The sequence below is a fragment of the Mumia sp. ZJ1417 genome, assembly GCF_014127285.1.
Classification (GTDB): domain Bacteria; phylum Actinomycetota; class Actinomycetes; order Propionibacteriales; family Nocardioidaceae; genus Mumia.
In genome coordinates, this window is the sequence record NZ_CP059901.1 from 3569394 (window position 1) to 3595562 (window position 26169).

At 71.1% G+C, this 26169-nt stretch carries 27 protein-coding genes; 4 read left to right on the top strand and 23 right to left on the bottom strand.

The window, feature by feature from the left end; translation table 11 throughout:
• Window positions 1–8: 8 nt before the first annotated feature.
• Genes ccsB through hemL form a run of 6 tightly spaced genes read right to left on the bottom strand, consistent with a single transcriptional unit; the run spans window position 9 to window position 5975 of the window.
• Window positions 9–980: a c-type cytochrome biogenesis protein CcsB gene (gene ccsB / locus H4N58_RS17300; protein ID WP_167006041.1), complete on the bottom strand. Its 972-nt coding sequence runs from the start codon at window positions 978–980 to the stop codon at window positions 9–11.
• On the bottom strand, window positions 977–2656 hold the full coding sequence (locus H4N58_RS17305) for a cytochrome c biogenesis protein ResB (RefSeq protein ID WP_167251530.1): 1680 nt from the start codon (window positions 2654–2656) through the stop codon (window positions 977–979). The genes ccsB and H4N58_RS17305 overlap by 4 nt, the downstream gene beginning before the upstream one ends.
• Window positions 2656–3417, bottom strand: coding sequence for a cytochrome c biogenesis CcdA family protein (locus tag H4N58_RS17310; RefSeq protein ID WP_167006047.1), 762 nt, complete (start codon window positions 3415–3417; stop codon window positions 2656–2658). Before H4N58_RS17310 ends, H4N58_RS17305 begins: the two co-directional genes overlap by 1 nt.
• Entirely contained in the window at window positions 3410–3982 is a 573-nt protein-coding gene (locus H4N58_RS17315) for a TlpA disulfide reductase family protein (RefSeq protein WP_208322443.1), read from the bottom strand. Before H4N58_RS17315 ends, H4N58_RS17310 begins: the two co-directional genes overlap by 8 nt.
• A complete protein-coding gene (locus H4N58_RS17320) occupies window positions 3979–4635 on the bottom strand; it encodes a histidine phosphatase family protein (RefSeq protein WP_167251528.1) in 657 nt (218 codons plus the stop codon). Before H4N58_RS17320 ends, H4N58_RS17315 begins: the two co-directional genes overlap by 4 nt.
• Entirely contained in the window at window positions 4632–5975 is a 1344-nt protein-coding gene (gene hemL, locus H4N58_RS17325) for a glutamate-1-semialdehyde 2,1-aminomutase (protein ID WP_167251526.1), read from the bottom strand. Before hemL ends, H4N58_RS17320 begins: the two co-directional genes overlap by 4 nt.
• A gap of 251 nt (window positions 5976–6226) precedes the next feature.
• On the opposite strand from hemL, the gene H4N58_RS17330 reads away from it, so the two are divergent.
• A complete protein-coding gene (locus H4N58_RS17330; protein WP_167251524.1) occupies window positions 6227–7609 on the top strand; it encodes a lytic transglycosylase domain-containing protein in 1383 nt (460 codons plus the stop codon).
• Window positions 7610–7612: 3 nt separating this feature from the next.
• Here H4N58_RS17330 and hemB read toward each other — a convergent pair whose 3' ends face one another.
• From hemB to H4N58_RS17365, 7 genes are all read right to left on the bottom strand, one after another.
• On the bottom strand, window positions 7613–8605 hold the full coding sequence (gene hemB / locus H4N58_RS17335) for a porphobilinogen synthase (protein WP_167251522.1): 993 nt from the start codon (window positions 8603–8605) through the stop codon (window positions 7613–7615).
• 2 nt (window positions 8606–8607) lie between these two features.
• On the bottom strand, window positions 8608–10290 hold the full coding sequence (gene cobA, locus H4N58_RS17340; protein ID WP_167006061.1) for a uroporphyrinogen-III C-methyltransferase: 1683 nt from the start codon (window positions 10288–10290) through the stop codon (window positions 8608–8610).
• 42 nt (window positions 10291–10332) lie between these two features.
• Entirely contained in the window at window positions 10333–11256 is a 924-nt protein-coding gene (gene hemC / locus H4N58_RS17345) for a hydroxymethylbilane synthase (protein WP_167251520.1), read from the bottom strand.
• Window positions 11253–12569, bottom strand: coding sequence for a glutamyl-tRNA reductase (locus tag H4N58_RS17350; protein WP_167251518.1), 1317 nt, complete (start codon window positions 12567–12569; stop codon window positions 11253–11255). Before H4N58_RS17350 ends, hemC begins: the two co-directional genes overlap by 4 nt.
• Entirely contained in the window at window positions 12566–13249 is a 684-nt protein-coding gene (locus H4N58_RS17355) for a redox-sensing transcriptional repressor Rex (protein ID WP_167006070.1), read from the bottom strand. Before H4N58_RS17355 ends, H4N58_RS17350 begins: the two co-directional genes overlap by 4 nt.
• 151 nt (window positions 13250–13400) lie before the next feature.
• Window positions 13401–13628, bottom strand: a complete 228-nt coding sequence (locus H4N58_RS17360; protein WP_167006073.1) for a glutaredoxin family protein — start codon at window positions 13626–13628, stop codon at window positions 13401–13403.
• 41 nt (window positions 13629–13669) lie between these two features.
• A complete protein-coding gene (locus tag H4N58_RS17365; RefSeq protein ID WP_167006078.1) occupies window positions 13670–15217 on the bottom strand; it encodes an AMP-binding protein in 1548 nt (515 codons plus the stop codon).
• 110 nt (window positions 15218–15327) lie between these two features.
• Between H4N58_RS17365 and H4N58_RS17370 the strand changes: the two genes are divergently transcribed.
• Window positions 15328–16155: an HAD family phosphatase gene (locus H4N58_RS17370; RefSeq protein ID WP_167007162.1), complete on the top strand. Its 828-nt coding sequence runs from the start codon at window positions 15328–15330 to the stop codon at window positions 16153–16155.
• Window positions 16156–16161: 6 nt separating this feature from the next.
• On the opposite strand, the gene H4N58_RS17375 is transcribed toward H4N58_RS17370, so the two are convergent.
• The 10 genes from H4N58_RS17375 to H4N58_RS17420 all read right to left on the bottom strand — a co-directional run bounded on the left by H4N58_RS17375 (window position 16162) and on the right by H4N58_RS17420 (window position 24680).
• A complete protein-coding gene (locus H4N58_RS17375) occupies window positions 16162–17478 on the bottom strand; it encodes a lysophospholipid acyltransferase family protein (protein ID WP_243845144.1) in 1317 nt (438 codons plus the stop codon).
• Window positions 17471–18454, bottom strand: a complete 984-nt coding sequence (locus H4N58_RS17380; RefSeq protein ID WP_167006082.1) for an NAD-dependent epimerase/dehydratase family protein — start codon at window positions 18452–18454, stop codon at window positions 17471–17473. Before H4N58_RS17380 ends, H4N58_RS17375 begins: the two co-directional genes overlap by 8 nt.
• A 16-nt stretch (window positions 18455–18470) precedes the next feature.
• Entirely contained in the window at window positions 18471–18572 is a 102-nt protein-coding gene (locus H4N58_RS17385; protein WP_100414870.1) for a 30S ribosomal protein bS22, read from the bottom strand.
• Between the two features lie 108 nt (window positions 18573–18680).
• Complete coding sequence (locus H4N58_RS17390; protein ID WP_167251516.1) at window positions 18681–19871, bottom strand: acetoin utilization protein AcuC; 1191 nt, start codon at window positions 19869–19871, stop codon at window positions 18681–18683.
• A gap of 66 nt (window positions 19872–19937) precedes the next feature.
• Window positions 19938–20735 (bottom strand): pyrroline-5-carboxylate reductase, encoded by a 798-nt coding sequence (gene proC / locus H4N58_RS17395; protein ID WP_167251514.1) that lies wholly within the window; start codon window positions 20733–20735, stop codon window positions 19938–19940.
• 41 nt (window positions 20736–20776) lie between these two features.
• A complete protein-coding gene (locus H4N58_RS17400; RefSeq protein WP_167251512.1) occupies window positions 20777–21514 on the bottom strand; it encodes an ABC transporter permease in 738 nt (245 codons plus the stop codon).
• Between the two features lie 6 nt (window positions 21515–21520).
• The gene (locus H4N58_RS17405; protein WP_167006093.1) at window positions 21521–22258 is read right to left on the bottom strand and encodes an ABC transporter ATP-binding protein; all 738 of its coding nucleotides are present in this window, start codon (window positions 22256–22258) and stop codon (window positions 21521–21523) included.
• The gene (locus H4N58_RS17410) at window positions 22255–22854 is read right to left on the bottom strand and encodes a TetR family transcriptional regulator (protein WP_167251511.1); all 600 of its coding nucleotides are present in this window, start codon (window positions 22852–22854) and stop codon (window positions 22255–22257) included. The genes H4N58_RS17405 and H4N58_RS17410 overlap by 4 nt, the downstream gene beginning before the upstream one ends.
• Before the next feature lie 50 nt (window positions 22855–22904).
• The gene (locus H4N58_RS17415) at window positions 22905–23735 is read right to left on the bottom strand and encodes a sugar phosphate isomerase/epimerase (RefSeq protein WP_167006099.1); all 831 of its coding nucleotides are present in this window, start codon (window positions 23733–23735) and stop codon (window positions 22905–22907) included.
• Window positions 23736–23756: 21 nt separating this feature from the next.
• Window positions 23757–24680, bottom strand: coding sequence for a Ppx/GppA phosphatase family protein (locus tag H4N58_RS17420; protein ID WP_167006102.1), 924 nt, complete (start codon window positions 24678–24680; stop codon window positions 23757–23759).
• A 49-nt stretch (window positions 24681–24729) separates the two neighbouring features.
• Here H4N58_RS17420 and H4N58_RS17425 point away from each other — a divergent pair, with 49 nt between their 5' ends.
• Complete coding sequence (locus H4N58_RS17425) at window positions 24730–25476, top strand: DUF3109 family protein (protein ID WP_167251509.1); 747 nt, start codon at window positions 24730–24732, stop codon at window positions 25474–25476.
• A gap of 44 nt (window positions 25477–25520) precedes the next feature.
• Window positions 25521–26159: a VOC family protein gene (locus H4N58_RS17430; protein WP_167006108.1), complete on the top strand. Its 639-nt coding sequence runs from the start codon at window positions 25521–25523 to the stop codon at window positions 26157–26159.
• The last annotated feature ends 10 nt before the right edge of the window (window positions 26160–26169 follow it).

Sequence of the window (26169 nt, forward strand, 5' to 3'; positions counted from 1 at the left end):
CGGCGCGGCTACTTCGCGTACGAGTGCAGGCCGGGGAAGAACAGGTTGACCCCGACGAAGCTGAACATGAACGTCGTGAACGCGACCAGCGCGAGGATCGCGGCGGCCTTGCCCTTCCAGCCCGCGGTCGCGCGTGCGTGGAGATAGCCGGCGTACGCGACCCACGTGATGAACGCCCAGACCTCCTTGGGGTCCCATCCCCAGGGCCGTCCCCACGCGTGCTCGGCCCAGATCGGGCCCGAGATCAGCGCGGCGAACGTCCAGACCGGGAACGAGAACGCCGTCACGCGATAGGCGAGCTGGTCCATCGAGGCCGCGCTCGGCAGCCGCGAGAGATAACCCTTCGCGCCGCCCTTCGCCTCGGCTCGTGACTTCACCAGGTAGAGGATCGACGCGCCCGCACCGATGAGGAACCCGGCACCCGCGACGATCGCGGAGGCGACGTGGATGACGAGCCAGTACGAGTCGAGCGCCGGCACCAGCGGGCCGGCCGGGACGTACACCGTCATCGACAGGCCGAGCATCACCACGGAGAAGCCGAGCACCAGTGGCGCGAGCCAGTCGATCTTCATCCAGACGACCATCGCGAGGTAGCCGACGAGCACAACGGAGATGCCCGTCATCGCGAACTCGTACATGTTGCCCCACGGCACCCGCTCGGCGGCGAGTCCGCGCGTGACGACCCCGGCCAGCAGGACCGCCAGGCCCAGGACGGTCAGCGAGAGCGAGATGCGTCCGGCGAGGTCGCTGCGCTCCTCGGCGACGACTGCGTCACCGCCGTCGGCGGTCGCGCCGTCGACGGTGCTCGCGGCACCGGCACCAACGAGCGCGGGCTCCGCGACCGGCACGGAGCGCTGCGCGCGGACGGCCTTCGAGCCGAACGCCCACTGCGCGACGGACGCGAGCCAGGCGAGCGCGAGCACCGCCGTCGCCGACGCGATCGCGTAGTTCGAGAAGTTCGCGTAGTCCTCGAGAGTCATGCTTCGTCCCTTGTCGTGGCGGCCTTCGTCGGTGCAGCACTCGTCGGCGCAGCCTCTGACTCCGACACCGTGTCGTAGCTCGATCCAGTATGCCCCGTGCGTTCCTTGAGACGCCCCGTGAGGTCGTCGACGCTCTGCTCGACGTCGCTGCGCGGGACGCGGTCGAGCGCGGCGACCTCGACGAGCGTCGTGCCGTCCTCGCGGCGCCGGGCACGCACCCACGTACGACGCGGACGGATCATCAGCGACAGCACGAGACCGATCGCGCCGATCGACACTCCCCACAGCGGCACCATGACGCCGGGCTGCGCGCTGAACTGGAACCGCGCGAACTGGCGCAGCTCGACGAACTCGACCGTGCCCTTGCCGTCGGGAAGCGACACCGACTCACCGGGCGTGAGGATGATGCGCAGCGGCTTGTCGTCGTCACCCATGAACTGCGTCAGCTCGTCCTTGTCGAGCACGTAGACCGACTGCGCCTCACCGTCGTCCAGCCCGAGGTCTCCGTAGTAGGCGAACAGCCCGAGCACCGGGTTCGCGGCCGCCGGGTGCGCCGACATCGGGATCTCCTCGTCCCCGGTCGACACGCCGGTCGGCAGGAAGAACCCCTGGAAGCCGAGCTGCGTGGGACGTGCGTCCGGCACCTTCACGACACCGTTGGAGGTGTACGTCGGGTCCGACGGCAGGAACGGCACCGCGTCCTCGAACACCACACGCCCCTTGCCGTCCTTCACCCGGACCACCGGCGCGTAGCCCTGCCCGACGAGATAGACCGACGCGCCGTCGACGCGCAGCGGGTGGTTGACCTTGAGCTCGTACGGGCGCGGCTCCTCGCCAGGCTTGTCAGTCACCGTGCCGTACGCGATGAAACTGCGCGGCGCCCCGCGCTGCGGCCCCTCGAGTTCGAAGCGCGAGTCGAACTCGTCGAGCGTCATCGAGAACGGCGGCAGGTCGTCGGTGTCGAACAGCCCACCCGCGGTGAACTCGTCGAACTGCGTGAGCGTGTTGGAGTAGCCGCCGCCCTCGGCGACGATCGCGTTGCCGCGGTAGCCGAGCAGGCTCATCGATGCGACGCCGACGAGCACGACGACGAGGCTGACGTGGAAGACCAGGTTGCCGAACTCGCGCAGGTAGCCCTTCTCGGCACGCACCTCGCCCGCGACGACCGTCCCGGACTCGTCAGTCTCGGTGACGGTGTCCTTGCGGGCGAGGCCGAGGCTCTTGGCGGCGTCGTCGAGGACCTTCTCCACGTCCGCCGTCGTCTCGTACGTGGCCGACGCGGGCAGGCGCGAGAAGTTGCGGGGCGCCTTCGGTGGGCGGGCCCGCAGCGCACGGGCGTACACACCGACGCGCGGCACGATGCAGCCGATCAGCGACACCATGAGCAGGAGGTAGATCGCGCTGAACCACACCGACGTGTAGACGTGGAACGCCCCGAGCTTGTCGAGCACCGGGGCGAGGTCCGGGTGCCGCTCGACGTATGCCGCGACGGCACGCGGGTCGACACCGCGCTGCGGCACGATCGACCCCGGCACCGCGGCGAGCGCGAGCAGCAGCAGCAGGAACAGCGCCGTCTTCATCGACGTGAGCTGGCGCCACGCCCATCGCAGGGTCTCGAGGAGCGAGAGCGCGGGCGCGGTGGCCCTGCCCTTCGGTCCGCGACTCTTCTCGGACATCACACCACCGGTTCGAAGCTGCCGACCCAGGAGGTCAGCTCGGTCATCAGCTGCCCCCACAGCCCGGTCACAAGGAGCACGCCGACGACGACCAGCAGGCCGCCTCCGACGAGCGAGATCGCCCGCTGGTGACGACGCACCCACGCCGTCGCCCGCGCGAAGCGGCTGAACGCGAACGCCGCCAGCAGGAACGGCACGCCGAGGCCCAGGCAGTAGACGGCGGTGAGGAACGCGCCGCGCCCTGCCGTGCCCTCGTTGTACGCGAGGCCGAGCACCGCGCCAAGCGCAGGACCGATGCAGGGCGTCCACCCGATCGCGAACAGCACGCCGAGCAACGGCGCCACCGCGAGGCCGACCGACGGCACCGCGTGGACGCGGACGTCACGCTGCAGCCACGGGACGAACCCCATGAAGGCCAGTCCGAGCAAGATCACGATGATGCCCATGACGATCGAGATCGGACGCTCGTACTCGCGCAGCTGCATCCCGACCGACCCGAACAGCACCCCGTACGAGACGAAGACGGCGCTGAAACCGAGCACGAACAGCCCCGCGCCGAGCACCAGGCGTCCGCGCTGACGGGCGGACTTGCCGTCCGCCGCGACCTCGGCCGCGGTCATGCCGGAGACGTACGAGAGGTAGCCGGGCAGCAGCGGGACCACGCACGGAGAGAAGAACGACACGAGACCCGCGAGCAGCGCGACGCCTGTCGCGAGCAGCAGCGAGCCCGAGAGCACGGTGTCGTACGCCCAGTCACCCATCGCTGGCCTTCGCGTCGTCGATCAGCCCGCGCAGCGTCGACTCGGACACGGACCCGAGCATGCGCGCGGCGACGGTGCCGTCCGAGGCGATCACCCACGTCGTCGGCACCGCCATCGAGGGCAGGCTGTCGCGGAAGCCGAGCACGGTCTTGCCCGACGGGTCGTAGAGCGACGGATAGGTGATGCCGAAGTTCTCGTCGTACGCCTTCGCCGCCGCGCGCGAGTCGCGGATGTTGATGCCGAGGAACTGGACGTCGTCGCCCGTCTCGGCGTCGACCGCCGCGAACGCCGGCGCCTCGACACGGCACTCCGCGCACCACGAGCCCCACACGTTCACCACGACCGTCTTGCCGGCGAAGTCCTCTAGGGCGATCGGATCGCCGTCGAGCGACTCCCCCTCGAGCGCGGGAGCGGGCTTGCGCTCGCCCACCTCCGGGGCCGTGATCGAGCCGTCGCCGGCGACGAAACCACCCGTGGTCTCGTCGGCCTGCGTGGACGACGAGCAGCCGGCGAGCAGCGCCACGGCAGCGGCGGTGACGACGAGGCGGGCGAGGCGCACGGTCACGCGCCTCCGACGAACTTCTTGCGGAGCTTGGCCGGGATCAGGTCGCCGGCCGGCTCGTTGTAGGCGACCGCGACGGGCACGTCGCCCTCGTACGTGACCGACGTGACGCTGGCCAGCGAGCACTGGCGCTTGCGCGGGTCGTGCAGGTAGCGGCGGCGCTCGACGGTCAGCCGAGCCACCCAGATCGGGAGCTGGTGCGAGACGATGACGGCCTCGTGCCCGCGCGCGGCGTCGCGCGCGTCGGCCATCGCCTCGAGCATGCGCGCGGCGATCTGCTTGTACGGCTCGCCCCACGACGGCGTGCTCGGGTTGCGCAGCATCCACCAGACGCTCGGGTGCTTCAGCGAGCCGTCGCCCACGCCGAAGGTCCTGCCCTCGAACTGGTTGCCTGCCTCGATGACCCGCGGATCGGTCGTCACGTCGAGACCGAGCGTCTTGGCGATCGGCTCCATCGTCTCCTGCGCCCGCTCGAGCGGGGAGGCGACGAGGTGGGTGATGTCCTCACCGTCGAAGTACTCGGCCCCACGCTCGGCCATCTGACGGCCCAGGTCGGACAGGTGGTAGTCGGGAAGGCGGCCGTAAAGGACGCCTGCGGGGTTGTGCACCTCGCCGTGCCGCATCAGGTGCACGGTCGTACGGTCGCTGCTGCTCATGGGGCCATTGTCGCCGCAGCGGCACGTGCAGCGGGCTCCAGGGCTCGCTCGATGTCCTCGAGCGCGTCGGCATCCAGAGCGTCGGAGACGAACCACGCCTCGAACGCGCTGGGAGGTAGGTAGACCCCGTGGTCGAGCATCGCGTGGAAGAACGCCTTGTACGCCGGCTGGCTCTGGGCCTGGGCGTCGGCGAAGTCGACGACCGGCTCCGTACGACCGAGGAAGACGCTGAACAGGTTGCCCGCGGCCTGCACGACGTGCGGGACGCCGGCAGCGTCGAGCGCCTTGGCCGCCAGGCCCTGGATCGTGCCCGAAACCTCGTCGAGGTGGGCGTAGACCGCGTCGGTGGCCAGACGCAGCGTCGTCAGCCCGGCGGTCGTCGCGACAGGGTTCCCGGAGAGGGTGCCCGCCTGGTAGACCGGCCCCTCCGGCGCGAGCTGGCGCATGATCTCCTCGCGGCCGCCGAACGCCGCCGCGGGGAAGCCGCCGCCCATCACCTTGCCGAAGGTCATGAGGTCGGGCGCCCAACCCTCGTGAGCGCCGTCGAGACCCCAGTGGCCGCTGCGGCTGACCCGGAACCCGGTCATGACCTCGTCGGAGACGAAGAGCGCACCGTGCGTGCGGCAGGTCTCGGCGAGGAATGCGTTGAACCCCGGCAGCGGCGGGACCGCGCCCATGTTGCCCGGCGCCGCCTCGGTGATGACGCAGGCGATCTGGGCGCCGTGCTCGGCGAACGCGGCAGCGACGGCCTCGCGGTCGTTGTACGGCAGCACCAGCGTCTGCGCGGTCGAGGCGGAGGGGATGCCCGGCGTCCCCGGAAGCCCGAACGTCACGACGCCCGAGCCGGCCTCGACGAGCAGCGCGTCCACGTGCCCGTGGTAGCAGCCGGCGAACTTCACGATCAGGTCGCGGCCGGTCCAGCCGCGCGCCAGCCGGATCGCCGACATGGTCGCCTCGGTCCCCGAGGAGACCATGCGCACGAGGTCGACCGGTGTCCGAGCGACGATCTCCTCCGCGAGTGCGACCTCGGGCTCGCTGGGCGTGCCGAAGGAGGTGCCTCGTACCGCCGCCTCGCGCACAGCCTCGATGACCTCGGGGTGCGCATGGCCCAGCAGCATCGGGCCCCACGACGCGACAAGGTCGACGTACGAGTTGCCGTCGACGTCGGTGAGTCGGGCGCCCTTGCCCTCGCGCATGAAGCGGGGCGTCCCACCCACGGCGCGGAAGGCGCGGACGGGCGAGTTCACTCCGCCCGGCGAGACGGCGCGGGCGCGGTCGAACAAGGTCTGCGAGATCTCGGAGCCAGGCACCCGGCCATTGTCCCCGACCGGGACAAGCATCCAGATCGGGTGGTCATTTCGGCCCTTCCCTCGCCAGCAGCCCCGAGATGTGATGCGATGGTGACCGGACGTGGGAACGACGGCCGGTAGCGACCCGAGGTCCCGTCTAGTGTGGAGGCTGAGGAAGTGCTGAATTTTGAGGTGACTGTTAGCCAGATCACCTGCACTTCCCTAAGGTGGGCTCCGAACACGTGGTGGCAACACGTGTCCGGGACATCGCGAGATCGGGCTCACGAGGAGTGATGAGGCGAATGGCGGAACGCGACGAGCGCACCGAGCGCGGCGACAAGAGCAGCAGCTGGTGGCAGACGACCGCAGCGCTGCTCCCCTGCGCGCTCATCGCCGGCGCCTGGGGCGCCGCCGTCGCGATGCCGGGCCAGGGCGGTCCGGTCGACGCCGCCGCCTACACCGCGTACGACGAGGGGTCCCCCGAGGTCCCCGTGAGCGGCCCCAACCTCCAGGTCACGCCCGGTCAGGACCCGGTCCAGCAGCAGTCACTGAGCCAGGTCGCGGGTCCGCCCGTGGTCTCGGCCCCCTCGGACATCCCCGCGCCCGCCCTCGCCGCCTACCAGCGGGCCGCCAGCGTCATGGCCGCGACCAAGCCCGAGTGCAAGCTCTCGTGGGAGCTGCTCGCCGCGATCGGCCGCGTCGAGTCCAACCACGGCCAGTTCGGTGGCGCCACCGTCATGAGCACCGGCGCGACGACGCGCGCCATCATCGGGATCCCCCTCAACGGCACCAACAACACCGCACGCATCCCCGACACCGACAAGGGCGCCTGGGATGGCGACGCGGTCTGGGACCGCGCGGTCGGCCCGATGCAGTTCATCCCGTCCACGTGGACCTCCGTCGGGGTCGACGCCGACGGTGACGGCAAGGCCAACCCCAACAACATCAACGACGCGGCGCTCGGCGCAGCGGTCTACCTCTGTGTCGGCGGCCACGACCTGAGCACCGACACAGGCGCCCGCGCGGCGCTGATGTCGTACAACCGCTCCACCACGTACGCCGACCAGGTCCTGACGATCGCGCGCGGCTACGGCTCCGCCAACCCGATCGGTCTGCTCCCGAACGCCCCGTTCCCCGGCTCGCCCTCCCTGCCGCTGGGCCCCCTGGGTCCCACGCCACTCTCCCCGCTCCCGGGTGGCCCGGGCGCCGGCAACTCACAGCCGACCCCGACGATCGTGAAGCTCACCGTCAAGCCGCCCAAGCCCGTCAAGCCCCCCAAGGGCAGCCTGACGGTCCAGCCCGGCAAGCCGACACCTCCGCCGACGAAACCGACGGACCCGCCGACCAAGCCGACCGATCCCACGGACCCGACCACGCCGACGGACCCGACCGATCCGACCGATCCGACGACGCCGACGGATCCCACCGATCCCACGACGCCGACAGACCCGACGACGCCCACCGATCCGACGCCGACCGAGCCCAGCACTCCGACGGAGCCGGACCCGACCGACCCGCCGACGACGCAGCCCGACCCCGAGCCCACGGCGACCGAGCTCGCCCAGGTGTTCTGCGCGACGCTCGGGGTCAGCGGCGAGACGCTCCAGAAGTGCGTCGACGCCTACGTCACGGCGTACGCGAACGGCAAGGAAGCCGCCGAGGCTGCCGCGTCGGCCGCTGTCTGAGCCTCAGCGCGCGAGGCGGGCGGCGTACTCGCTCGCCCAGTAGGTCAGCACGATGTCGGCGCCCGCGCGCCGGATCGAGAGCAGGGTCTCGGCGATCGCGGCATCCCGGTCGATCCAGCCCTTGGCGGCGGCGGCCTCGACCATCGCGTACTCGCCCGAGATGTTGTAGGCCGCCACGGGCACGTCGACCGCGGCGCGGACCGAGGCCACCACGTCGAGGAAGCCCATCGCCGGCTTCACCATGACGATGTCGGCGCCCTCGGCGATGTCGAGCGCCACCTCTCGCAACGCCTCGCGGCCGTTGGCCGGATCCTGCTGGTACGTCCGGCGATCACCCTCCAGCGACGACGACACCGCCTCGCGGAAGGGGCCGTAGAACGCCGACGCGTACTTGGCCGCGTACGCCAGCACCCCCGTGTCGGTGAGGCCCGCCTGGTCCAGCGCCCGGCGGATGACACCGACCTGGCCGTCCATCATGCCGCTGGGGCCCAGCAGGTGAGCCCCTGCACGCGCCTGGGCGAGCGCCATCTCGGCGTAGATCGCGAGCGTCGCATCGTTGTCCACCCGTCCGTCGGCGGTCAGGACGCCGCAGTGGCCATGATCCGTGAACTCGTCGAGGCACAGGTCCGACATCACGACCAGCGCGTCGCCGACCTCCTCGCGGACGTCACGGATCGCGACGTTGAGGATGCCGTCGTCGGCGACTGCGCCGGAGCCGGTCGCGTCCTTGCGCTCCGGCACCCCGAAGAGCATGACGCCCCCGAGACCGAGCTCGGCCGCCTCGACGACGGCCTTGCGCGCCGAGTCACGCGTGTGCTGGACGACGCCCGGCATGCTCGAGATCTCGCGCGGCTGCGCGAGCCCCTCGGCGACGAACATCGGCAGCACGAGCTGGCGCGGCTCCACCGACGTCTCCGACACCATCCGGCGCATGGCCGCAGTGGTGCGGAGACGTCGGGGCCGGACGTCGGGGAAGGCACCGTCGCGCGAGACCATCATCAGCTCCGGCGGCGCGAGCCCTTGGTGCGCTGCGACGGCTTGGTGACCGGGTCACCCGCGTCGATCATCGTCCGACGACGCTTCGCGCCGAAGTCCGCGAGCGCGTCGGCGAGGACCTCCGCGGACGGCGACGGCGCGACCACGTCGACCCGCAGGCCGTGCTCCTCGGCGGTCTGCGCGGTCGCCGGGCCGATGCAGGCGATCACGGTCGTGGCGTGCGGCTTGCCGGCGATGCCCACGAGGTTGCGGACCGTCGAGCTCGAGGTGAAGACCACCGCGTCGAACTTGCCGGACTTGATCGCCTCGCGGGTCGGCGCCGGCGGCGGCGCGGCGCGCACGGTGCGGTAAGCCGTCACGTCGTCGACCTCCCAGCCGAGCTCGACCAGACCGGCGACGAGCGCCTCCGTCGCGATGTCGGCACGCGGGAGGAAGACCCGGTTGATCGGGTCGAGCAGCGCGTCGTACGGCGGCCAGTCCTCGAGCAGACCCCGCGCCGACTGCTCCCCGCTGGGGACCAGGTCCGGGCGGATGCCCCAGGCGGCAATCGCCTCGGCGGTCTTCTCACCGACCGCGGCGACCTTGAGGCCGGAGAACGCGCGCGCGTCCAGACCGTACTCGTCGAACTTCTCGCGGACGGCCTTGACGGCGTTCACGCTGGTGAACGCGACCCACTCGTACCGGCCCTCGACGAGGCCGCGCACGGCCTTGTCCATCTGCTGCGGGTTGCGCGGGGGCTCGACGGAGATCGTGGGGACCTCCTCGGAGACCGCGCCATAGCTGCGCAGACGGTTGGCGAGGGTCGCGGCCTGCTCCTTGGTGCGGGGCACCAGGACGCGCCAGCCGAACAGCGGCTTGGTCTCGAACCACGACAGCGTGTCGCGCAGGTTGACGACGTCGCCGACCACCGTGACCGCAGGAGGCGCCATCTTGGCGGCCTTGGCGTCGGCAGCGACCTTCTCGAGCGTCGAGACCAGCGTCGACTGCTCGGTGGTCGTCCCGACCCGCGTCATCGCGACGGGGGTCTCGGGGGCACGACCGGCCTCCATGAGGCCGTTCGCGACGTCCTTGATCGTGTTGACGGCGCTGAGGATGACGACGGTCTGGTCACCGGCGTACGGGGCCCAGTCGATCTTGGTCTCGCCCATGCGGACGATGGCGACCTCGCGGTGCGAGCGGCTCGTCAGCGGGACACCGGCGTACGCCGGGACGGCCGACGCCGACGAGACGCCGGGAACGATCTCGAAGGAGATGTTCGCCTTGTTGCAGGCCTGGGCCTCTTCGGGGCCCGTCGCAAAGGTGAACGGGTCGCCCACGAGGAGCCGTACGACGTTCTTGCCACCCTTGGCGTGCTTCACGACCAGACGGCCGCGTGCCGACGGGGTCAGCACCCCGCCGTCCTCGCCGTGACCGCCGTCGACGACCTCTGCGCCCTCGGGCACGAGTGCCGCCTGCTCCGGGGACTCGATGATCACGACATCGGCGGCGTCGATCAGCTCCTTCGCGCGGAGCGTGAGGAGGTCGGCGTCACCCGGTCCTGCCCCGACGAAGCTCACGTGGCCGACGGGACGCGTCACGGCGTCCGGGGCCGTCGCGTCGTCGGCAGCACTGCCAGCAGGCGCGGCCTGCTCGGGCTCGCTCGCCTTGCGCTTACGGGTGGCGGTGGAGGTGCTCACGGTTCTCATTCCTCGTCTGCCTCAGGGGGACTGACTCACGGGGGTGTGTCTTCATGGGGCCACGGCTCGCATCAGCGAGTCGGCGCCCTCGGCGAGCATCTCGGCAGCGAGACGTTCGCCGATCCCGACCGGGTCCTGGACGGATCCGGTCGCGGACAGTCGGATGGACGGTGCGCCGGAGGGATCTCCGACGAAGGCGCGGAGCCACAGCTGGGGGGTGCCGTCGTCGTCGACGACCTCGGCCCACGCCCCCACGGGGGCCGAGCATCCCGCCTCCAAGGAGGCGAGCAGGCTGCGCTCTGCGGTGACGGCGGCGCGGGTCGCGTCGTCGTCGAGGTGGGCGAGCAGGGCGACGACCTCGCTGTCGTCGGCACGGCACTCGCACGCCAGTGCACCCTGCCCGGGTGCGGGGAGAACTTGCAGCGGGTCGAGGAGCTCGGTCGCCTCCTCGATCCTGCCAAGGCGACGCAAACCGGCGGCGGCCAGCACGACCGCGTCCAGCTCGCCGTTGCGGACCTTGCCGATCCGCGTGTCGACGTTGCCGCGAAGGCCGACCACCTCGACGCCGAGGCCCAGCGCGTTGAGCTGGGCGGCGCGCCGCGGGGAGCCGGTCCCGATCCGGGAACCGGGCGGGAGCTCGCCGAGCGTCAGACCGTCACGCGCCACGACGGCGTCGCGGGGATCGACCCGCGGCGGCACCGCAGCCAGCGCGATGCCCTCGGCGGGTGCGGTCGGAAGGTCCTTCAGGGAGTGGACGGCGACGTCGACCTCGCCGGCGAGCAACGCATCGCGCAGCGCCGACACGAACACGCCCTGACCGCCGAAGTCGGTCAGCGGCCTGCTGTTGCGGTCGCCCTCTGTCGAGATCGTCACCAGCGTGGTCTCGACGCCGGTGAGCTCGCTGAGGCGCTCGGCGACCTGCGCCGACTGCGTCGTCGCCAGTGCGCTCGCCCTCGTACCGACACGGAGGGTCATGCCTGACCACCTCCGCTCGAGAGCGGCTTGTCGACCGAGCTGACGGCCTCGATCGACGCGGGGTCGAGCGCGAAGAGGTCGGCAAGGGCGTTCGCGTAGGTCAGGGCGTCCGGACGGCCGGCCATCTCCTTGATCCGTACGGTCGGCTGGTGGAGCAGCTTGTCGGCGACGCGGCGCACGGTCTGACGCAGCTCGGCGACCACCTCGGGATCGACGTCGCGCAGACGTCCTTCGAGCCGCGCGAGCTCGGACTCCACGACACCGGTCGCCATCGACCGCAGTGCCACCACGGTCGGGGTCACCTTGGCCGCGTGCCGCGCCGAAAGGAACGCCGCCACCTCGCTCGAGACGATGTCGCGGACGGCATCGATGTCGGCGGTGCCCTTCTCGTCGGCGAGCATCTCCTGCAGCGCCGCGAGACCGAGCACCATGACACCGGGCAGGCCGGCGACGTCGTCGTCGAGGTCACGCGGGAGCGCGAGATCGATCATCACGTACGGGGCTGCACGGCCCGTGGTCGCGCGGCGCACCTGGTCGGCGCCGATCACCGTGCCGGTCGCGCCGGTGCATGAGATCACGAGGTCGGCGACGCCCAGCGCGTCGTCGAGCTCCGTCCACGGCACCGCGGTGGCGCCGATGCTGAGCGCGAGCCGTTCGGCGCTCGCGTGGGTCCGGTTGGCGATGCTCACACTCGCCACGCCACGTCGTGCCGCAGTGGCCGCAGCGAGGGACGCCATCGCACCGGCGCCGACGACGAGGACACGCATGTCCTCCAGGCGGTGGCCGGCCTTGGCGACCAGCTCGAGGGACGCGGCCACGAGCGACGGCCCTGCGCGGTCGATCTCGGTCTCGGCGTGGCCGCGCTTGGCGATGCGCAGCGCCTGCTGGAAGAGCACGTTGAGCGCGGGACCGACGGTCGCGTCGTCCTGGCCCCGCTGGAGCGCCGTACGGACCTGGCCGAGGATCTGGCTCTCGCCGACGACCATCGAGTCGAGCCCGGCGGCGACGGAGAACAGATGGGCGACGGCAGCGTCGTCGTAGTGGACGTAGATGTGGCGGAGCAGGTCGTTGCGGGTCAGCCCCGAGCGCTCGACGAGCAGGTCGGAGATGTCCTCGACGGACCCGTGGAAGCGCTCGGCCTCGACGTAGATCTCGACGCGGTTGCAGGTGGATACGACCAGCGACTCGCTGACGTGGCTCGCCTCGAGCGCGTCCTGGGCGACCTTGGCGATCTCTTCACCATCGAGAGCCACCTGCTCCAGCACGGAGACCGGCGCGCTACGGTGCGAGACGCCGACGACGAGGACGCTCATGCCTCGACCTCCACACCGGGGGCCCGCTTGCGCTGCTCGTGGTACGCGAGGATCTGGAGCTCGATCGACAGGTCGACCTTGCGGACGTCGACACCCTCGGGGACGGCGAGGACCGCCGGGGCGAAGTTGAGGATGCTCGTCACACCTGCGGCGACGAGACGGTCGGCGACCTCTTGCGCGGCGTCACCCGGGGTCGCGATCACGCCGATCGAGCATGCGTGCTCGGTGACGAGACGGTCGAGCTCGTCGGTGTGCTGGATCGGGAGGTCGCCGTGGACCTCACCGACGCGGCTGCGGTCGCCGTCGACCAGCGCGACGATGCGGAAGCCGCGTGAGCGGAACCCGCCGTAGTTGGACAGCGCCTGACCCAGGTTGCCGATGCCGATGATGACGACGGCCCAGTCCTGGTTGACGCCGATCTCGCGCGCGATCTGGTAGCGGAGGTACTCCACGTCATAGCCGACACCGCGGGTGCCATAAGATCCCAGATAAGACAAGTCCTTGCGGAGCTTGGCCGAGTTGACTCCCGCTGCCGCGGCCAGCTGTTCGGACGACACCGTCCGGAGTCCGGTCTCACCAAGACCGGTGAGTGCGCGCAGATAGACCGGGAGCCGCGCGACCGTCGCCTCAGGGATTCCCGAGACGGGCCGGCCGTTGGCCTGCGCTCGCAGCTGGTTCACATCGCTCCTGGCACCGCGGGAGGGGGTCCGGAATGTTGCCGGCGGGTTAACACCGGTGAACACCGGCTGCTCCACTGTAAGAGCTTGTGAACGTGAGAACAAAATCGAGGACGGGCTCCAGACACCGTGAGACGGGTCACGTCCTCGCTGCTCAGGCGGTGAGGGCCGTGCGCAGGCGCGTCGGGTCGACCCGCCAGAAGTCGTGCTGACGTCCGTCGACGAACGTCACTGGGATCTGCTCGCCATAGACGTGCATCAGCTCGGCGTCGCCGCTGATGTCGACCTCGCGCCACGTGACCCCGAGGTCGGCGCACACCTGGCCGACCAGCGCGACCGCGTCCTCGCACAGGTGACAGCCCGGCTTGGAGTAGACGACCACTCGTGCCGTGTCGGTTGACCGGCTCTCTGTCGGGTCCGTGCTCACTGCAGCCCCAGCACTCCTCGTCGCGCCTCGGCCGCCCGAAGGCGGCTCTTGGAGATCTCGCCGGTCGTCGTGTGCGGCAGCGAGTCCACGACCACGATCTCACGAGGAACCTTGAACCGGGCCAGGCGGCCCTGGGCGTGCTCGAGCGCAGAAGCGGCGAGCTCGTCGGCGTCGGCGTCGGGGTGCGAGGCGACCACGTACGCCCGTACGGCCTCGCCGGTTTCACGGTCCTCGACACCCACGACGGCCACCTCCGCCACGCCGGGCGCGTCGGCGAGGACCTCCTCCACCTCCCGCGGGAAGACGTTGAAGCCGGACACGATGACGAGATCGCGGAGGCGGTCGACGAGCATCAGATCGCCGTCGGCATCGAGGATGCCGACGTCGCCGGTGGCGAACCAGCCGTCGTCCTGCGGCCCTCCCGACCCGTCGGGCCAGAACCCGCTGAGCAGGTTGGGGCCACGCAACCAGATCTCCCCCGGGTCACCGAGCTCGGCATCGGCGCCGTCCTTGTCGACCAGGCGGAGCTCGAGACCCGCGACCGGAGCACCGACCGACGTGGGCTTGTCGCGCGGCCGCCCGAGCGTGGTCGTGACGACCGGCGCCGCTTCGGTGAGGCCGTACCCCTGCTGGAGCGGATGGCCCGAGGTCACGCCGAACTCCTCGACGAGATCGGCCTCGATCGGCGCCGCGCCGCTGAGCAGGAGCCGGACGCCGGCGAGCGCCGCCTGGACGCCCGGCCGGCCGCACCAGGCGGCGACGACCGGAGGGGCGAGGGGCACCACGGTCACCCCGTGGCGTACGACCACCTCGAGGGTCCCCTCGACGTGGAACCGGTCGACGAGCACGCTGCAGGCACCCTGACGCACGGCCTGCCCGAGCACGGCGTTGAGCGCGAAGACGTGGAAGAGCGGAAGCATGATCACGACGACGTCGTCGGGCCGCACGGGTGCGGGCTCGATGGCCGCGACCTGCTCCATGTTGGCCAGCAGGGCGCGATGGCTGAGGATCACGACGCGCTGGTCGGTCGAGGTGCCCGAGGTCGCCATCAGCAGCGCTGTGGTCTCGGGATCCGGCGGCGCCGGCGGGAGTCCGTTGGGGCCGGGCGTGACCTGGAGGAGCTCGGAGAACGGTCGTACGGGAGCCTGCGGGGCCTCGTGGCCTGTGACGACGGTCGGCAGCCCGGCCCGGGCGAACGCGTCAGCCCACTCGGCTTCGCAGACGACGAGCCGGACACCCGTGGTGGCGCACAGCGCGGTGACCTCGTCGCGAGGCGCACGAGGGTTCGCCGGGACCACGATCAGGCCGAGGCGGAGCGCAGCAAAGTACGTGACGGGCAGCTCGAGGCGGTTGCCGAGCACGAGCGCGACACGCTGCCCGGCAACGAGCCCCTGCCCGGAGAACCAGGCCGCGACGCGCGAGACCTGGTCGTCGAAGGCCGCCCAGGTCAGGGCGCGCTCCGCGCCGTACCCCTCCACGAATGCTGTGCCGTGAGGGTCGGCCATCGCCTGCCGGCCCGCGAGCTCCGCGACGTTCACCGTCATGGCGACGAGTCTGACACAGCCACGATCGCCTGCCGCGGTCACGCGATCGGTAGGCTCTTGCCGTGGACGCGAACGGGTACCGACCGCCTCGCAACCTGCGAGCCCGCTCGATGCTCGCCGGCGAGGCGGCTGCGGCTGCGGCCGAGGTCGAGTCGACGCTGGCCGTGCCCCCCGATCTCGAGGCAGCCGCGTTCTTCGACGTGGACAACACGATCATGCAGGGCGCGTCGCTGTTCCACCTCGCCCGCGGGCTCTACAAGCGTCGGTTCTTCACGACCCGCGAGATCGCCAGCGCCGCCTGGAAACAGGCATACTTCCGCTACGCGGGTGTCGAGGACCCTGAGCATGTCGATTCCGCGCGCGCGTCGGCGCTGGCGTTCATCGCCGGCCACCGCGTCAGCGAGCTCGAGGAGGTCGGCGACGAGATCTTCGACGAGACGATGGCGAGCCGGATCTGGCCGGGGACGCGCGCGCTCGCGCAGCGGCATCTCGACGACGGGCAGCGCGTCTGGCTGGTCACCGCGGCGCCGGTCGAGATCGCCCGCATCATCGCGCGCCGCCTCGGGCTGACCGGCGCGCTCGGCACGGTGGCGGAGTCCGTCGACGGCGTCTACACCGGTCGGCTGGTCGGCGACATGCTTCACGGCCCCGCCAAGGCGGACGCGATCCTCGCGCTCACCCGCGACGAAGGCCTCGACCTCGATCGCTGCTCGGCATACTCCGACTCCTTCAACGACCTGCCCATGCTCTCGCTCGTCGGCCACCCCTGCGCCGTCAATCCCGACGCGCACCTGCGCGACCACGCGAGGCGCGAGGGCTGGATGATCCGCGACTTCCGCACGGGGCGTCGCGCGGCGAAGGCCGGGCTCGTCGGCGCCGCGATCGCGGGGGCCGTCACCGGCGCCGCCCTCGGAGCGGCCCGCGCCCGCCGCCACTAACCCGCGTCAGATGAAGGGGTGGCCGCGGTCGACGAGGAGGGCGTACAGCGTCTGCTGGATCGTCTCGCGCACCTGGTCGGTCACGTTGAAGACAAGCATCGGGTCGTCGGCCGCCTCAGGCGGATAGGCGTCGGTACGGATCGGGTCCCCGAACTCGATGATCCACTTGCTCGGCAGCGGGATCATCCCGAGCGGGCCGAGCCACGGGAAGAACGGCGTGATCGGCATGTACGGCAGCCCGAGCAGCCGCGCCAGCGACGGCACGTTGCCGACGAGCGGATAGATCTCCTCGGCCCCGACGATCGAGACCGGGACGATCGGCACACCCGCACGCATCGCGGCCGACACGAAGCCGCCGCGGCCGAAGCGCTGCAGCTTGTAGCGCTCGCTGTAAGGCTTGCCGACGCCCTTGAACCCCTCGGGCCACACCGCGACGATGTGCCCCTCGGCGAGGAGCCGCTCAGCGTCCTCGCTGCAGGCCAGGGTGGCTCCCATCTTGCGTGCGAGCTCACCGACGAACGGGAGGGTGAAGACGAGGTCGGCCCCGAGCAGCCGCAACGTACGGTGCGCGTGGTCGTTCACGACGAGCGTGGTCATCGCGGCGTCGACCGGGATCGTGCCGGAGTGGTTGGCGACGACGAGGGCACCGCCGTCGGACGGTATGCGCTCCGCGCCGCGCACCTCGATCCGGAACCACTTCTCGGCGATCGGACGGAGTGCGGCCATCCCGATCGCGTGCAGCTGCGGGTCGAGACCGAAGCTGTCGATCTCGTAGTCGCCGGTCAGGCGTCGGCGCAGCTGCGCGAGGAGCTGCGCTGCCTTGGACTCCCAGTCCTCGCCGAGAACGCTCTGCGCCCCTTCTGTCAGCGCGCTCACCCAGTCGGAGAGCGGGATGCCGGTAGGGGGGGTCGACGCGTCCGCGTCGTCGTCCTCGCCGTCGTTGCGGATCAGCTCGAGGCGTGGCGCGACCGGCTCCGGCTCGGGCGGCTCCGGGGACTCGGGCGGCGACGGCATCTCCTGCGGCGTCACCGAGATGAGCTCGACCGGGCTCCCGATCGGCGGCACATCGACCTTCGGCGCGATCTGGACGGCGGACGTTTCGGGTTCGACCGGGGAACCGGCGGCCTCGGTGGTCTTCTTCGCCGGCTTCGCGGCGGCGGTCTTCTTCGCGGCGGTCTTCTTCGCGGCCGTCTTCTTGGCGGCCGTCTTCTTCGCGGGGCCAGCCAGCGACCGGGCGGCCGAGGACGGGGTCGCCTTGCCCGTCCCTCGCCCTGGGCGTCCACGCGTCCCGAGGGGGGCGTCGTCCTTCGGCACGTCAGCCACGCGCGCCTCCCAGCGCCGAGAAGAGCCCCGGATCGATCGCCTCGGCGAACGCGTCCAGGGTCTGCGGAGTGGAGTAGAGGACCTCGTACTGGAGCTCACGCTCCAGCTTGCTGCCGTCGACCACCCGGCCGTACATGAACAACCTCGTCAGCTCGGGCGTGAAGTCGGAGCTCATCAGCCGCACCACGCGCTCGGTGACGCCGTTGAAGCCGACCGACGGCAGTCGCAGCAGCGGGCGCCCGAGTCTGCGGGCCATCTGGCTCAGCGTGAGCACCCCCGGCCCGACGACGTTGTAGCTGCCCGTGACGTCACCGGTCGCCGCGAGGGCCAGCACGTTGAGCGCGTCGTACGGATGGAGGAACTGCAGACGCGGGTCGTACCCCAGCATCGCCGGGAGGACCGGCAGCTTGAGGTACTCGCCGAACGGCGACAAGACGTCGGCCGCGAGCACGTTGCTCAGCCGAAAGGTCGACACGGCCACGTCGGGGCGGCGCCGCCCGAAACCCCGGACGTACGCCTCGACGTCGACCGCATCCTTCGGGAAACCGACGGCGATGCCGGAGCGCGCCGCCATCTGCTCGGTGAACATCGCCGGGTTGCGCGCCGACGTGCCGTACACAGCCGTCGACGACTGCACGACGAGCCGCTCGACGGTCCGCGAGTTCTGGCACGCGGCGAGCAGCTGCATCGTGCCGATGACGTTGATCTCCTTGACCGCACTGCGCGAGCCGAGCTGGCGCTGCGGAGGAGCGACGTTCATGTGCACCACGGTGTCGACGTCCTCGACGGCAAGGACCTTGCCGACGACGGGCGTGCGGATGTCGGCGCGCACGTATTTGATCCCGTGCATGTCGCCGCTCGGCGGCGAGACGTCCAGCCCGACCACCTTGTCCACGCCGGGCGTGACGACGAGGCGGCGCGCGAGCCTCGAGCCGAGATCGCGCGCGACGCCGGTCACCAGGACGACGCGGCCCATCGCGGTGCGCCGAGGGCTACTTGCCGAGCTTGCGACGCTGGACGCGCGTGCGCTTGAGAAGCTTGCGGTGCTTCTTCTTGGACATCCGCTTGCGGCGCTTCTTGATGACAGAACCCACGGTTCACCTTCTCTGTATCTGACGCATGCCCCGGGCGTGGGGCAGACCAGCCAAGGGTACGGGCACTGCGGGCAGGAGCGCCAAACGCCCCTGCCTGCAGAGAGAAGATCAGGGCATCGGGTCGAGGCCCCAGAACGGAAATACCTCGTTGCGGGTGGCGAGGATCTGCCGGTCGAGCCAGCTCGCGGGGTCGTAGCCCGAAGACCAGTCCCGGTACGACGTCGAGCGCCCGTCGGTCATCCGCAGAGGCGCGCTGCCGCCGCCCTTGATCTCCACGACGCGGCGCCGCCACGCCTCCGGCGTGAGGGTCTCAGGGTCGATCGGGCGCCCCGCGACGATTGCCATGAGGTGCGCCCAGGCCCGCGGCACGACGTCGAGGACGACGTAGCCGCCCCCTCCGTACGCCACCCAGCGCCCTTCGCAGACCTCCTGGGCGAGGTCGTGCAGCGCGAGGTACGACGCGCGCTGGCCGTCGACGCTGAGCATGAGGTTGGTGAGCGGGTCGTCCATGTGGGAGTCGCAGCCTTGCTGGGTGACGAGCACGTCGGGCTTGAACTCGCGGACGACCTGGGGGACGACGGCGTGAAAGGCCCGCAGCCAGCCGGCGTCGGAGGTGCCCGGCGGCAGGGCGACGTTGACCGAGGTGCCCTCGGCGTCGCCGGCCCCGATCTCGGAGGCCAGGCCCGTCCCCGGGAACAAGGTCTGCGGTGTCTCGTGCAGGGAGACCGTGAGGACCCGGGGGTCGTCGTAGAAGACCGCCTGGACGCCGTCGCCGTGATGGGCGTCGACGTCGACGTATGCGACCCGCTGCGCACCGTGGTCGAGCAGCCAGCGGATCGCGACCGCGACGTCGTTGTAGATGCAGAATCCGCTCGCCCGGTCGGGCATCGCGTGGTGCAAGCCCCCGCAGACGTTGAGTGCGTGCAGGCTGTCGCCGGTCCACACCCGCCGCGCGGCCTCGACGGACGCGCCGACGATCAACGCGCTGGCGGCATGCATGTCGGCGAAGGCCGGGTTGTCGTCCGTCCCGATGCCGACCGAAGGGTCGGGGCGCGAGGGGTCGGCGCTCACCGCACGGACCGCCTCGATGTAGCGCGGCGTGTGCACGGTCGCCAGCAGCTCGTCGGAGGCGGCTTCGGCGCCCACCTTCTGCAGGCCGTCGCCGATCACGCCGAGCTCGGTGGCCAGATCCATCGCGAGGTCGACCCGGATCGGCGCCATCGGGTGCGTGGGCCCGAAGTTGTAGCCGGTCAGGCGATCGTCACAGACGACGCAGGCGCTCCCGGGTCCCTGATCCATGCCACCCAGCGTAGCCCTGGCGTGTGAGACAGGTCTCTCCGTGTCGGTGTCCCCCGACGGCCGCCGTCAGCCGCCGATCTCGGCCGACCGGTCGCGAGCGGCCCTCGTGGCGGCGAGGAAGGCAGCCCGGATCCCGCGGGCCTCGAGCTCGCCGAGCGCCGCCGCGGTCGTCCCCCCAGGAGAGGTGACGCACTCGCGCAGCACGGCGGGGTGCTCACCGGTCTCGGCAGCCAGTCGCGACGCACCGACGAACGTCTGCATGGCGAGCTGCGTCGAGGTCGTACGAGGCAGCCCCAGGTGGACGCCGGCCTCGATCAGCGCCTCGATCGCCAAGAAGACGTACGCCGGACCGGACCCGGAGACCGCTCCTGCAGCGTCCTGGAGCTGCTCGGGCACCCGGACCACGGTGCCGACGGCGCTCATGATGTCGTCGACGACGCCCAGCTGCGCGTCGTCGCAGGACGCGCCCGCCGAGATGACGGAGACTCCGGCGCCGATCTGCGACGGCGTGTTGGGCATGACCCGGGCGACCGACGTCCCCTCAGGCAGGGCGGACTCCAGATGCGCCGTCGTGAGTCCGACGGCGAGCGAGACGACCAGTGCATCGGGCCGCAGGCGGGGCCCGATCTGCATGAGGACCCCGTGCACGTCGTACGGCTTGACGCCGACGAGCACCACGTCGGCCTTCGCTGCCGCTGTGACGGCATCGGTCACCTCGACGCCGTACGACTCCCGCAGCGCCTCGGCGTGCTCCGGCCGTCGCACCGCCAGCACGAGATCGGCGGGCTGCCACCCCCGCGCGAGCATCCCGGCGACGATCGCCTCTCCCATCGCACCGGCACCGACCACTGCAACTGTGCTCATGATCCGAGGATAGAGGGACGGCCGCCTGTGCCGGTCGGGCGTCAGGGCGTACGACGGCGCAGCGTCGCCGAGCCGAGCAGCAGTGCGGCAACCACGAATCCGACCAGCACGAGCACGTCGACGGTGAGGTCGCTCGTCCAGTCGGCGTGCGCCGCGACCTGCGACGCCGCATCCACCGCGTACGTCAGCGGGGTCACGTACGAGACCCACTCCAGCACGTCGGGGAGCTGGTCGGTCGGCACCAGCAGCCCGCACACCAGCAGCTGCGGTAGCACGAACGCGGGCATGAACTGCACGGCCTGGAACTCCGTCGCTGCGAACGCCGAGACGGCCAGGCCCAGTGCCGTCCCCAGCAGGCCGGAGAGCACCGCGACCCCGACCAGCCGCCCCATGCCTCCGGCGACGTCGAGCCCGAGCAGCCACACCGAGAGCCCGGCGACCAGCGCGCCCTGCACCAGGGCGACCACCGCGAACGCCAAGGCGTACCCGACGAGGAAGTCGAGCTTGGCCATCGGCAGCGTGAACAGGCGCTCCAACGTGCCCGAGGTCCGCTCCCCCAGCGTCGTCACCGAGGTCACGAGGAACATCACGACGAAACCGAAGATCCCGAGCAGCTGCGGGCCGATCCCGTCGAACAGCGCCCCGGCGTCGGAGTAGACCCACCACAGCAGCGTCATGAGGACGCACGGAACCACCAGCATCAGCGCCATCGTGCGGCGGTCGTGGCGGAGCTGGGTGAGCACCCGCACGGTGACGGCAGCCGTGACGCGGCCGTTCATCGCGCCTCACCCCGCTTTCTCGGCGACGAGGGCGAGGAACGCCGCCTCGACGTCGGACGTGCCGGTACGCCGCAGCAGACCGGCCGGAGTGCCCTGGGCGAGCAAGGCCCCGTCGCGGAGCAGGAGCAGGCCGTCGCAGCGCTGCGCCTCGTCCATCACGTGGCTGGAGACGAGCAACGAGATGCCGTCGGCGGCGAGGCGCGCGAACAGGTCCCACAACCGCACGCGCAGCACGGGGTCGAGGCCCACCGTCGGCTCGTCGAGCACGAGCAGCCGCGGCGATCCGAGCAGTGCGGCCGCGAGCGAGACGCGACTGCGCTCGCCGCCGGACAGCCGGTCGACACGCGTGCTGGCGTACCGGGTCAGGTCGACTAGGTCGAGCACGCGGTCGACCTCGCCCGTACGGGCCCCCAGGACCCGCGCGAAGAAGCGCAGGTTGTCGGCGACCGTGATGCCTCCGTACACGCTCGGGCTCTGCGTCATGTAGCCGACGCGGTCGCGCAACGACGGGGACCCTGCAGGCTCGCCCAAGACGCGGACCTCGCCGCCGTCGACCGTCTGCACCCCCACCACGGATCGCATGAGTGTGGACTTGCCCGAGCCCGACGGCCCCAGCAGCCCCGTCACCGTCCCCACCGGCACCGTGCACGAAAGGTCAGCGAGGACCTCGCGACCCTGGCGGACGACGCGGAGGCCGTCGACCGTCACGGCGTCGTTCCGTCCGGCCGGCGACCGGTCCGTCATGTGGCGGCGGCCCCTTCGGACGAGCGCAGCGCCAGGTAGCCCTGCACTGTCGGTGCGACCACCTCGACGATCTCCTCGACCGGCATCGAGGCCAGCGGCTCGACCGCCAGCAGGTAGCGTGCCGTCAGCAGGCCCACCATCTGCGACACCAGCAGCGCGGACGTCAGCGGCGGGGCCTCCGGGCAGTGGCGCTCGACCAAGGCGGCGATCTGCCCCTTCAGGACGAAGTCACGGGTGAGTTCGCCCTGCTCCGCGCTGCCCAGGCCGCTGCGGGCGGCAGCAACCACGGCCTCCCGGTTGACGGGGTCGTCCCACGAGGTCAGCAGGACACGAACGAAGGTGCGGCCGACCTCCTCGTACGGGGCCTCGAGCACCGGCTCCATCGCCTCGCTCATGGCGTGCGGGAGCTGGAGCGCCGCAGCGACGAGCCGCTGCTTGTCCTTGAAGTAGTGGTGGACGAGAGCCGGGTCGACACGGGCCCGGCGAGCCACGGCGCGGATCGACGTACCGTCGTACCCGCGCTGCGCGAGCTCTGCTCGCGCTGCGGCGACGATCTCGCCGCGAGTGTCCGGTGTGCCCGGCCGCCTTCCCGCCATGGGCGAAGCGTACGACCGGAACTGGTCCGCGACGGGCCGAAATGCATCGATCAAAGATCGTGCGAGGCGACCGCAGAGGCCAGATGGAGCCTCGTGAAAGCAAGCGCCTCCGCGAGATCGGCCTCGCGCTCGAGGCGGTCGGCGGCCTTGCGGGTGGTCACCTCGACGGCGACGTCGCCGGCGTACTCGTGCTCGGCGAGCAGGCCGAGCAGCTCGCCGACGGGCTGGTGCCCACGTCCGGGGACCAAGTGCTCGTCGCGGGCCGAGCCGGTCCCGTCACCGAGGTGGACGTGCGCCAACCGACGTCCGAGGTCGGAGGCCATCTCGAGCGGGTCGGTGCCCGACGTCGCACAGTGGGAGACGTCGAGCGTCACGTGCTCGTAGCCGAGCACCACCGGGTCCCAGCCCGGGGCGTACGCCTGGAACTCCCGCTTGCCGGTGCGCCAGGGGTACATGTTCTCGACGGCGAAGACGACGCCCGTGCTGTCCTCCAGCTTGGCCACACCCTCCTCGAACGCGCGCGCGTAGTCGCGCTGCCAGCGGAAGGGTGGGTGGACGACGACGAGCCCGGCTCCGCAGGCACGTGCCATCTCCGCGCTCTTCTCGAGCTTGACCCAGTGGTCGGTCCCCCAGACGCGCTGCGTGATGAGCAGGCACGGCGCGTGGACGGAGAGGACGGGGATCTCGTGGTACTCCTGCAACCCGACGATCGCGTCGATGTCGGCGCTCGTCGCGTCCGTCCCGACCATCACCTCGACCCCGTCGTAGCCGAGCCGCTTGGCGATCTCGAAGCCGACCTCCGTCGACTCGGGATAGACCGACGAGGTCGAGAGCGTCACCCGTGCGGACGGCACGGAGACAGGCGGCACAGGGTCTGTCACTGCTCCAGGTTACGCGGTGTCTCACATGTGGTCGTGGCGCTCGAGCAGGACGCCCTCGCGCAGCGCCCACGGACACATCTCGAGCTCGGGGAGCTCGAACAGGTCCATCACCGCGTCGGCGACGATCGCACCGGCCACCATCTGGTGGGCACGGTTCGGCGAGACCCCCGGCTGCTCGGCGATCTCGGTCACCGACATGGTGCGCAGCTCCTCGAGGTGCGCGACGACGAGGTCGTGGCGCAGCGACCTCTTGACGTACGGCCCGGCCTCCGACGGCGCGGCACCGGACAGCCGTGCCAGCGACCGGAAGGTCTTGCTGGTCGCGACCACGTGGTCGAACCCGCCACCCCTGCGCAGTGCCCCGACCGAGTCGGCGATCTGCTGGCGGACGAACAGCCGCAGGGCGTCGTACTGGGCGTCGCTGGGGACCCCGTCAGGGAACCACTCGCGCGTCAGCCGCCCCGCGCCCAGAGGCAGCGAGGTGCAGACGTCGGGAGTCTCGTCGCGCCCGGTCGCGATCTCGAGCGAGCCGCCGCCGATGTCGAAGACGCCCAGGCGACCCGACGACCAGCCGAACCAGCGCCGTACAGCCAGGAACGTCAGCCGCGCCTCCTCGTCTCCGGGCAGCACGTCGAGGCGCACCCCGGTCTGGGACTCGACCTTCGCGAGCACCGCGTCGGCGTTGACCGCGTCACGCAGCGCCGACGTCGCGAACGCGATGACCTCCGAGCACCCCTTCTCGGAGGCGACGGCACGCGCCTCGTCCACGAACCGCACCAGCGCCTTGACCCCGCGCGGGTCGACAGCGCCGTCGTCGTCGAGGTGCTCCGCGAGCCGCAGCGGCTCCTTGTAGGTGAACGCGGGCAACGGCGGAGCGCCACGATAGGCGTCGACCACGAGCAGGTGACCCGTGTTCGAGCCGATGTCGAGCACTCCGATGCGCATGACATCGAGCGTACCGACCACATGTGGCGATCCGTTCTATGGTGGAGGCGTGCCCGAGGTGATGCTCGACTTCCCCCGTACGTGGGCAGAGTTCCCGGACCCCGCCGACGACGACCAGGTGTTCCGCTGCGATCTCACCTGGCTCACGTCCCGCTGGGCCTGCATCTTCGGCAACGGGTGCCGCGGGATCTACGCCTCCGCGCCCGACGTCGGCTGCTGCACGCTCGGTGCGCACTTCGCCGACGAGGCGGACTACGAGCGGGTCGCCCCGTACGTCGAGAAGCTCGGCCCCGAGGACTGGCAGCACCGCAAGGAGGGGCGCAAGCACGGCTGGACCGAGCGCGACGAGGACGGCGAGCTCAAGACCCGCGCTTACGAGGGCGCATGCATCTTCCACAACCGTGAGGGCTTCGCCGGCGGCGTCGGGTGCGCCCTGCACAAGTGGGCCCTCGACCACGGCGAGTCGCCGGTCGCGGTCAAGCCGGACGTGTGCTGGCAGCTGCCGATCCGCCGCCAGTTCCGCGAGGTCGAGCGCGGCGACGGCACCTCGTACACAGAGGTCGCGATCGGCGAGTACACCCGGGCCGGCTGGGGGCCGGGCGGTCACGACCTCGACTGGTACTGCTCGTCCAACACCGAGGCGCATGTCGGCCTCGAGCCCGTCTACGTGAGCAACGCCGACGAGCTCACTGCTCTGATGGGCCCAAAGGGCTACAAGCAGCTCGTCAAGCTCTGCGAGGAGCACCTTGCCGGCGAGCACCGTCGTACGCGACACCGCGCCGACCCCGGGGCCTGACCCCACCCTCGAGGCGGTATGTGTCGCGGGTCACAATGACGCACATGCGACTGGACCATCTCTCGTTCGCCGCCGGGCCAGACGGCCTCGCCGCGACCACCGACCGGCTCGGCACGCTTCTCGGCGCGGATTTCCTGGACGGCGGCAACCACCCCCGCTTCGGCACCCGCAACATGATCCTGCCGTTGGTGGGCGACCAGTACGTCGAGGTCGTGGCCGCACTCGACCACCCCGCGTCGGACAAGGCTCCGTTCGGACAGGCCGTGCGCGCACGGACCGAGCTCGGTGGCGGCTGGCTCGGATGGGTCGTCCGCGTCGACGACATGACGCCGGTCGAGCACCGGATGGGCCGGCACGCGGTGCCCGGCAACCGCAGGCGCCCCGACGGCTTCAACCTCGAGTGGAAGCAGATCGGCGTACGAGGAACGCAGGCGGACCCTCAGCTGCCGTTCGTCGTCCAGTGGGAGGTCCCCGACGAGCAGCACCCGTCACGCTCGGGCCCCGCGGCACTGTCGCTCGGCTCGCTCGAGATCGCCGGCGACCCCGCGCGCGTGACGCAGTACCTCGGGGAGTCGGTCCTCGACGCGCTGACCGACGTCGAGGTGCGATGGGTCGCCCCGAACGGCACGCCGGGAATCGTCGCGGCCACCTTCGTCACTCCGGAAGGCACCGTCCGGATCTGAGGTGGTCGAA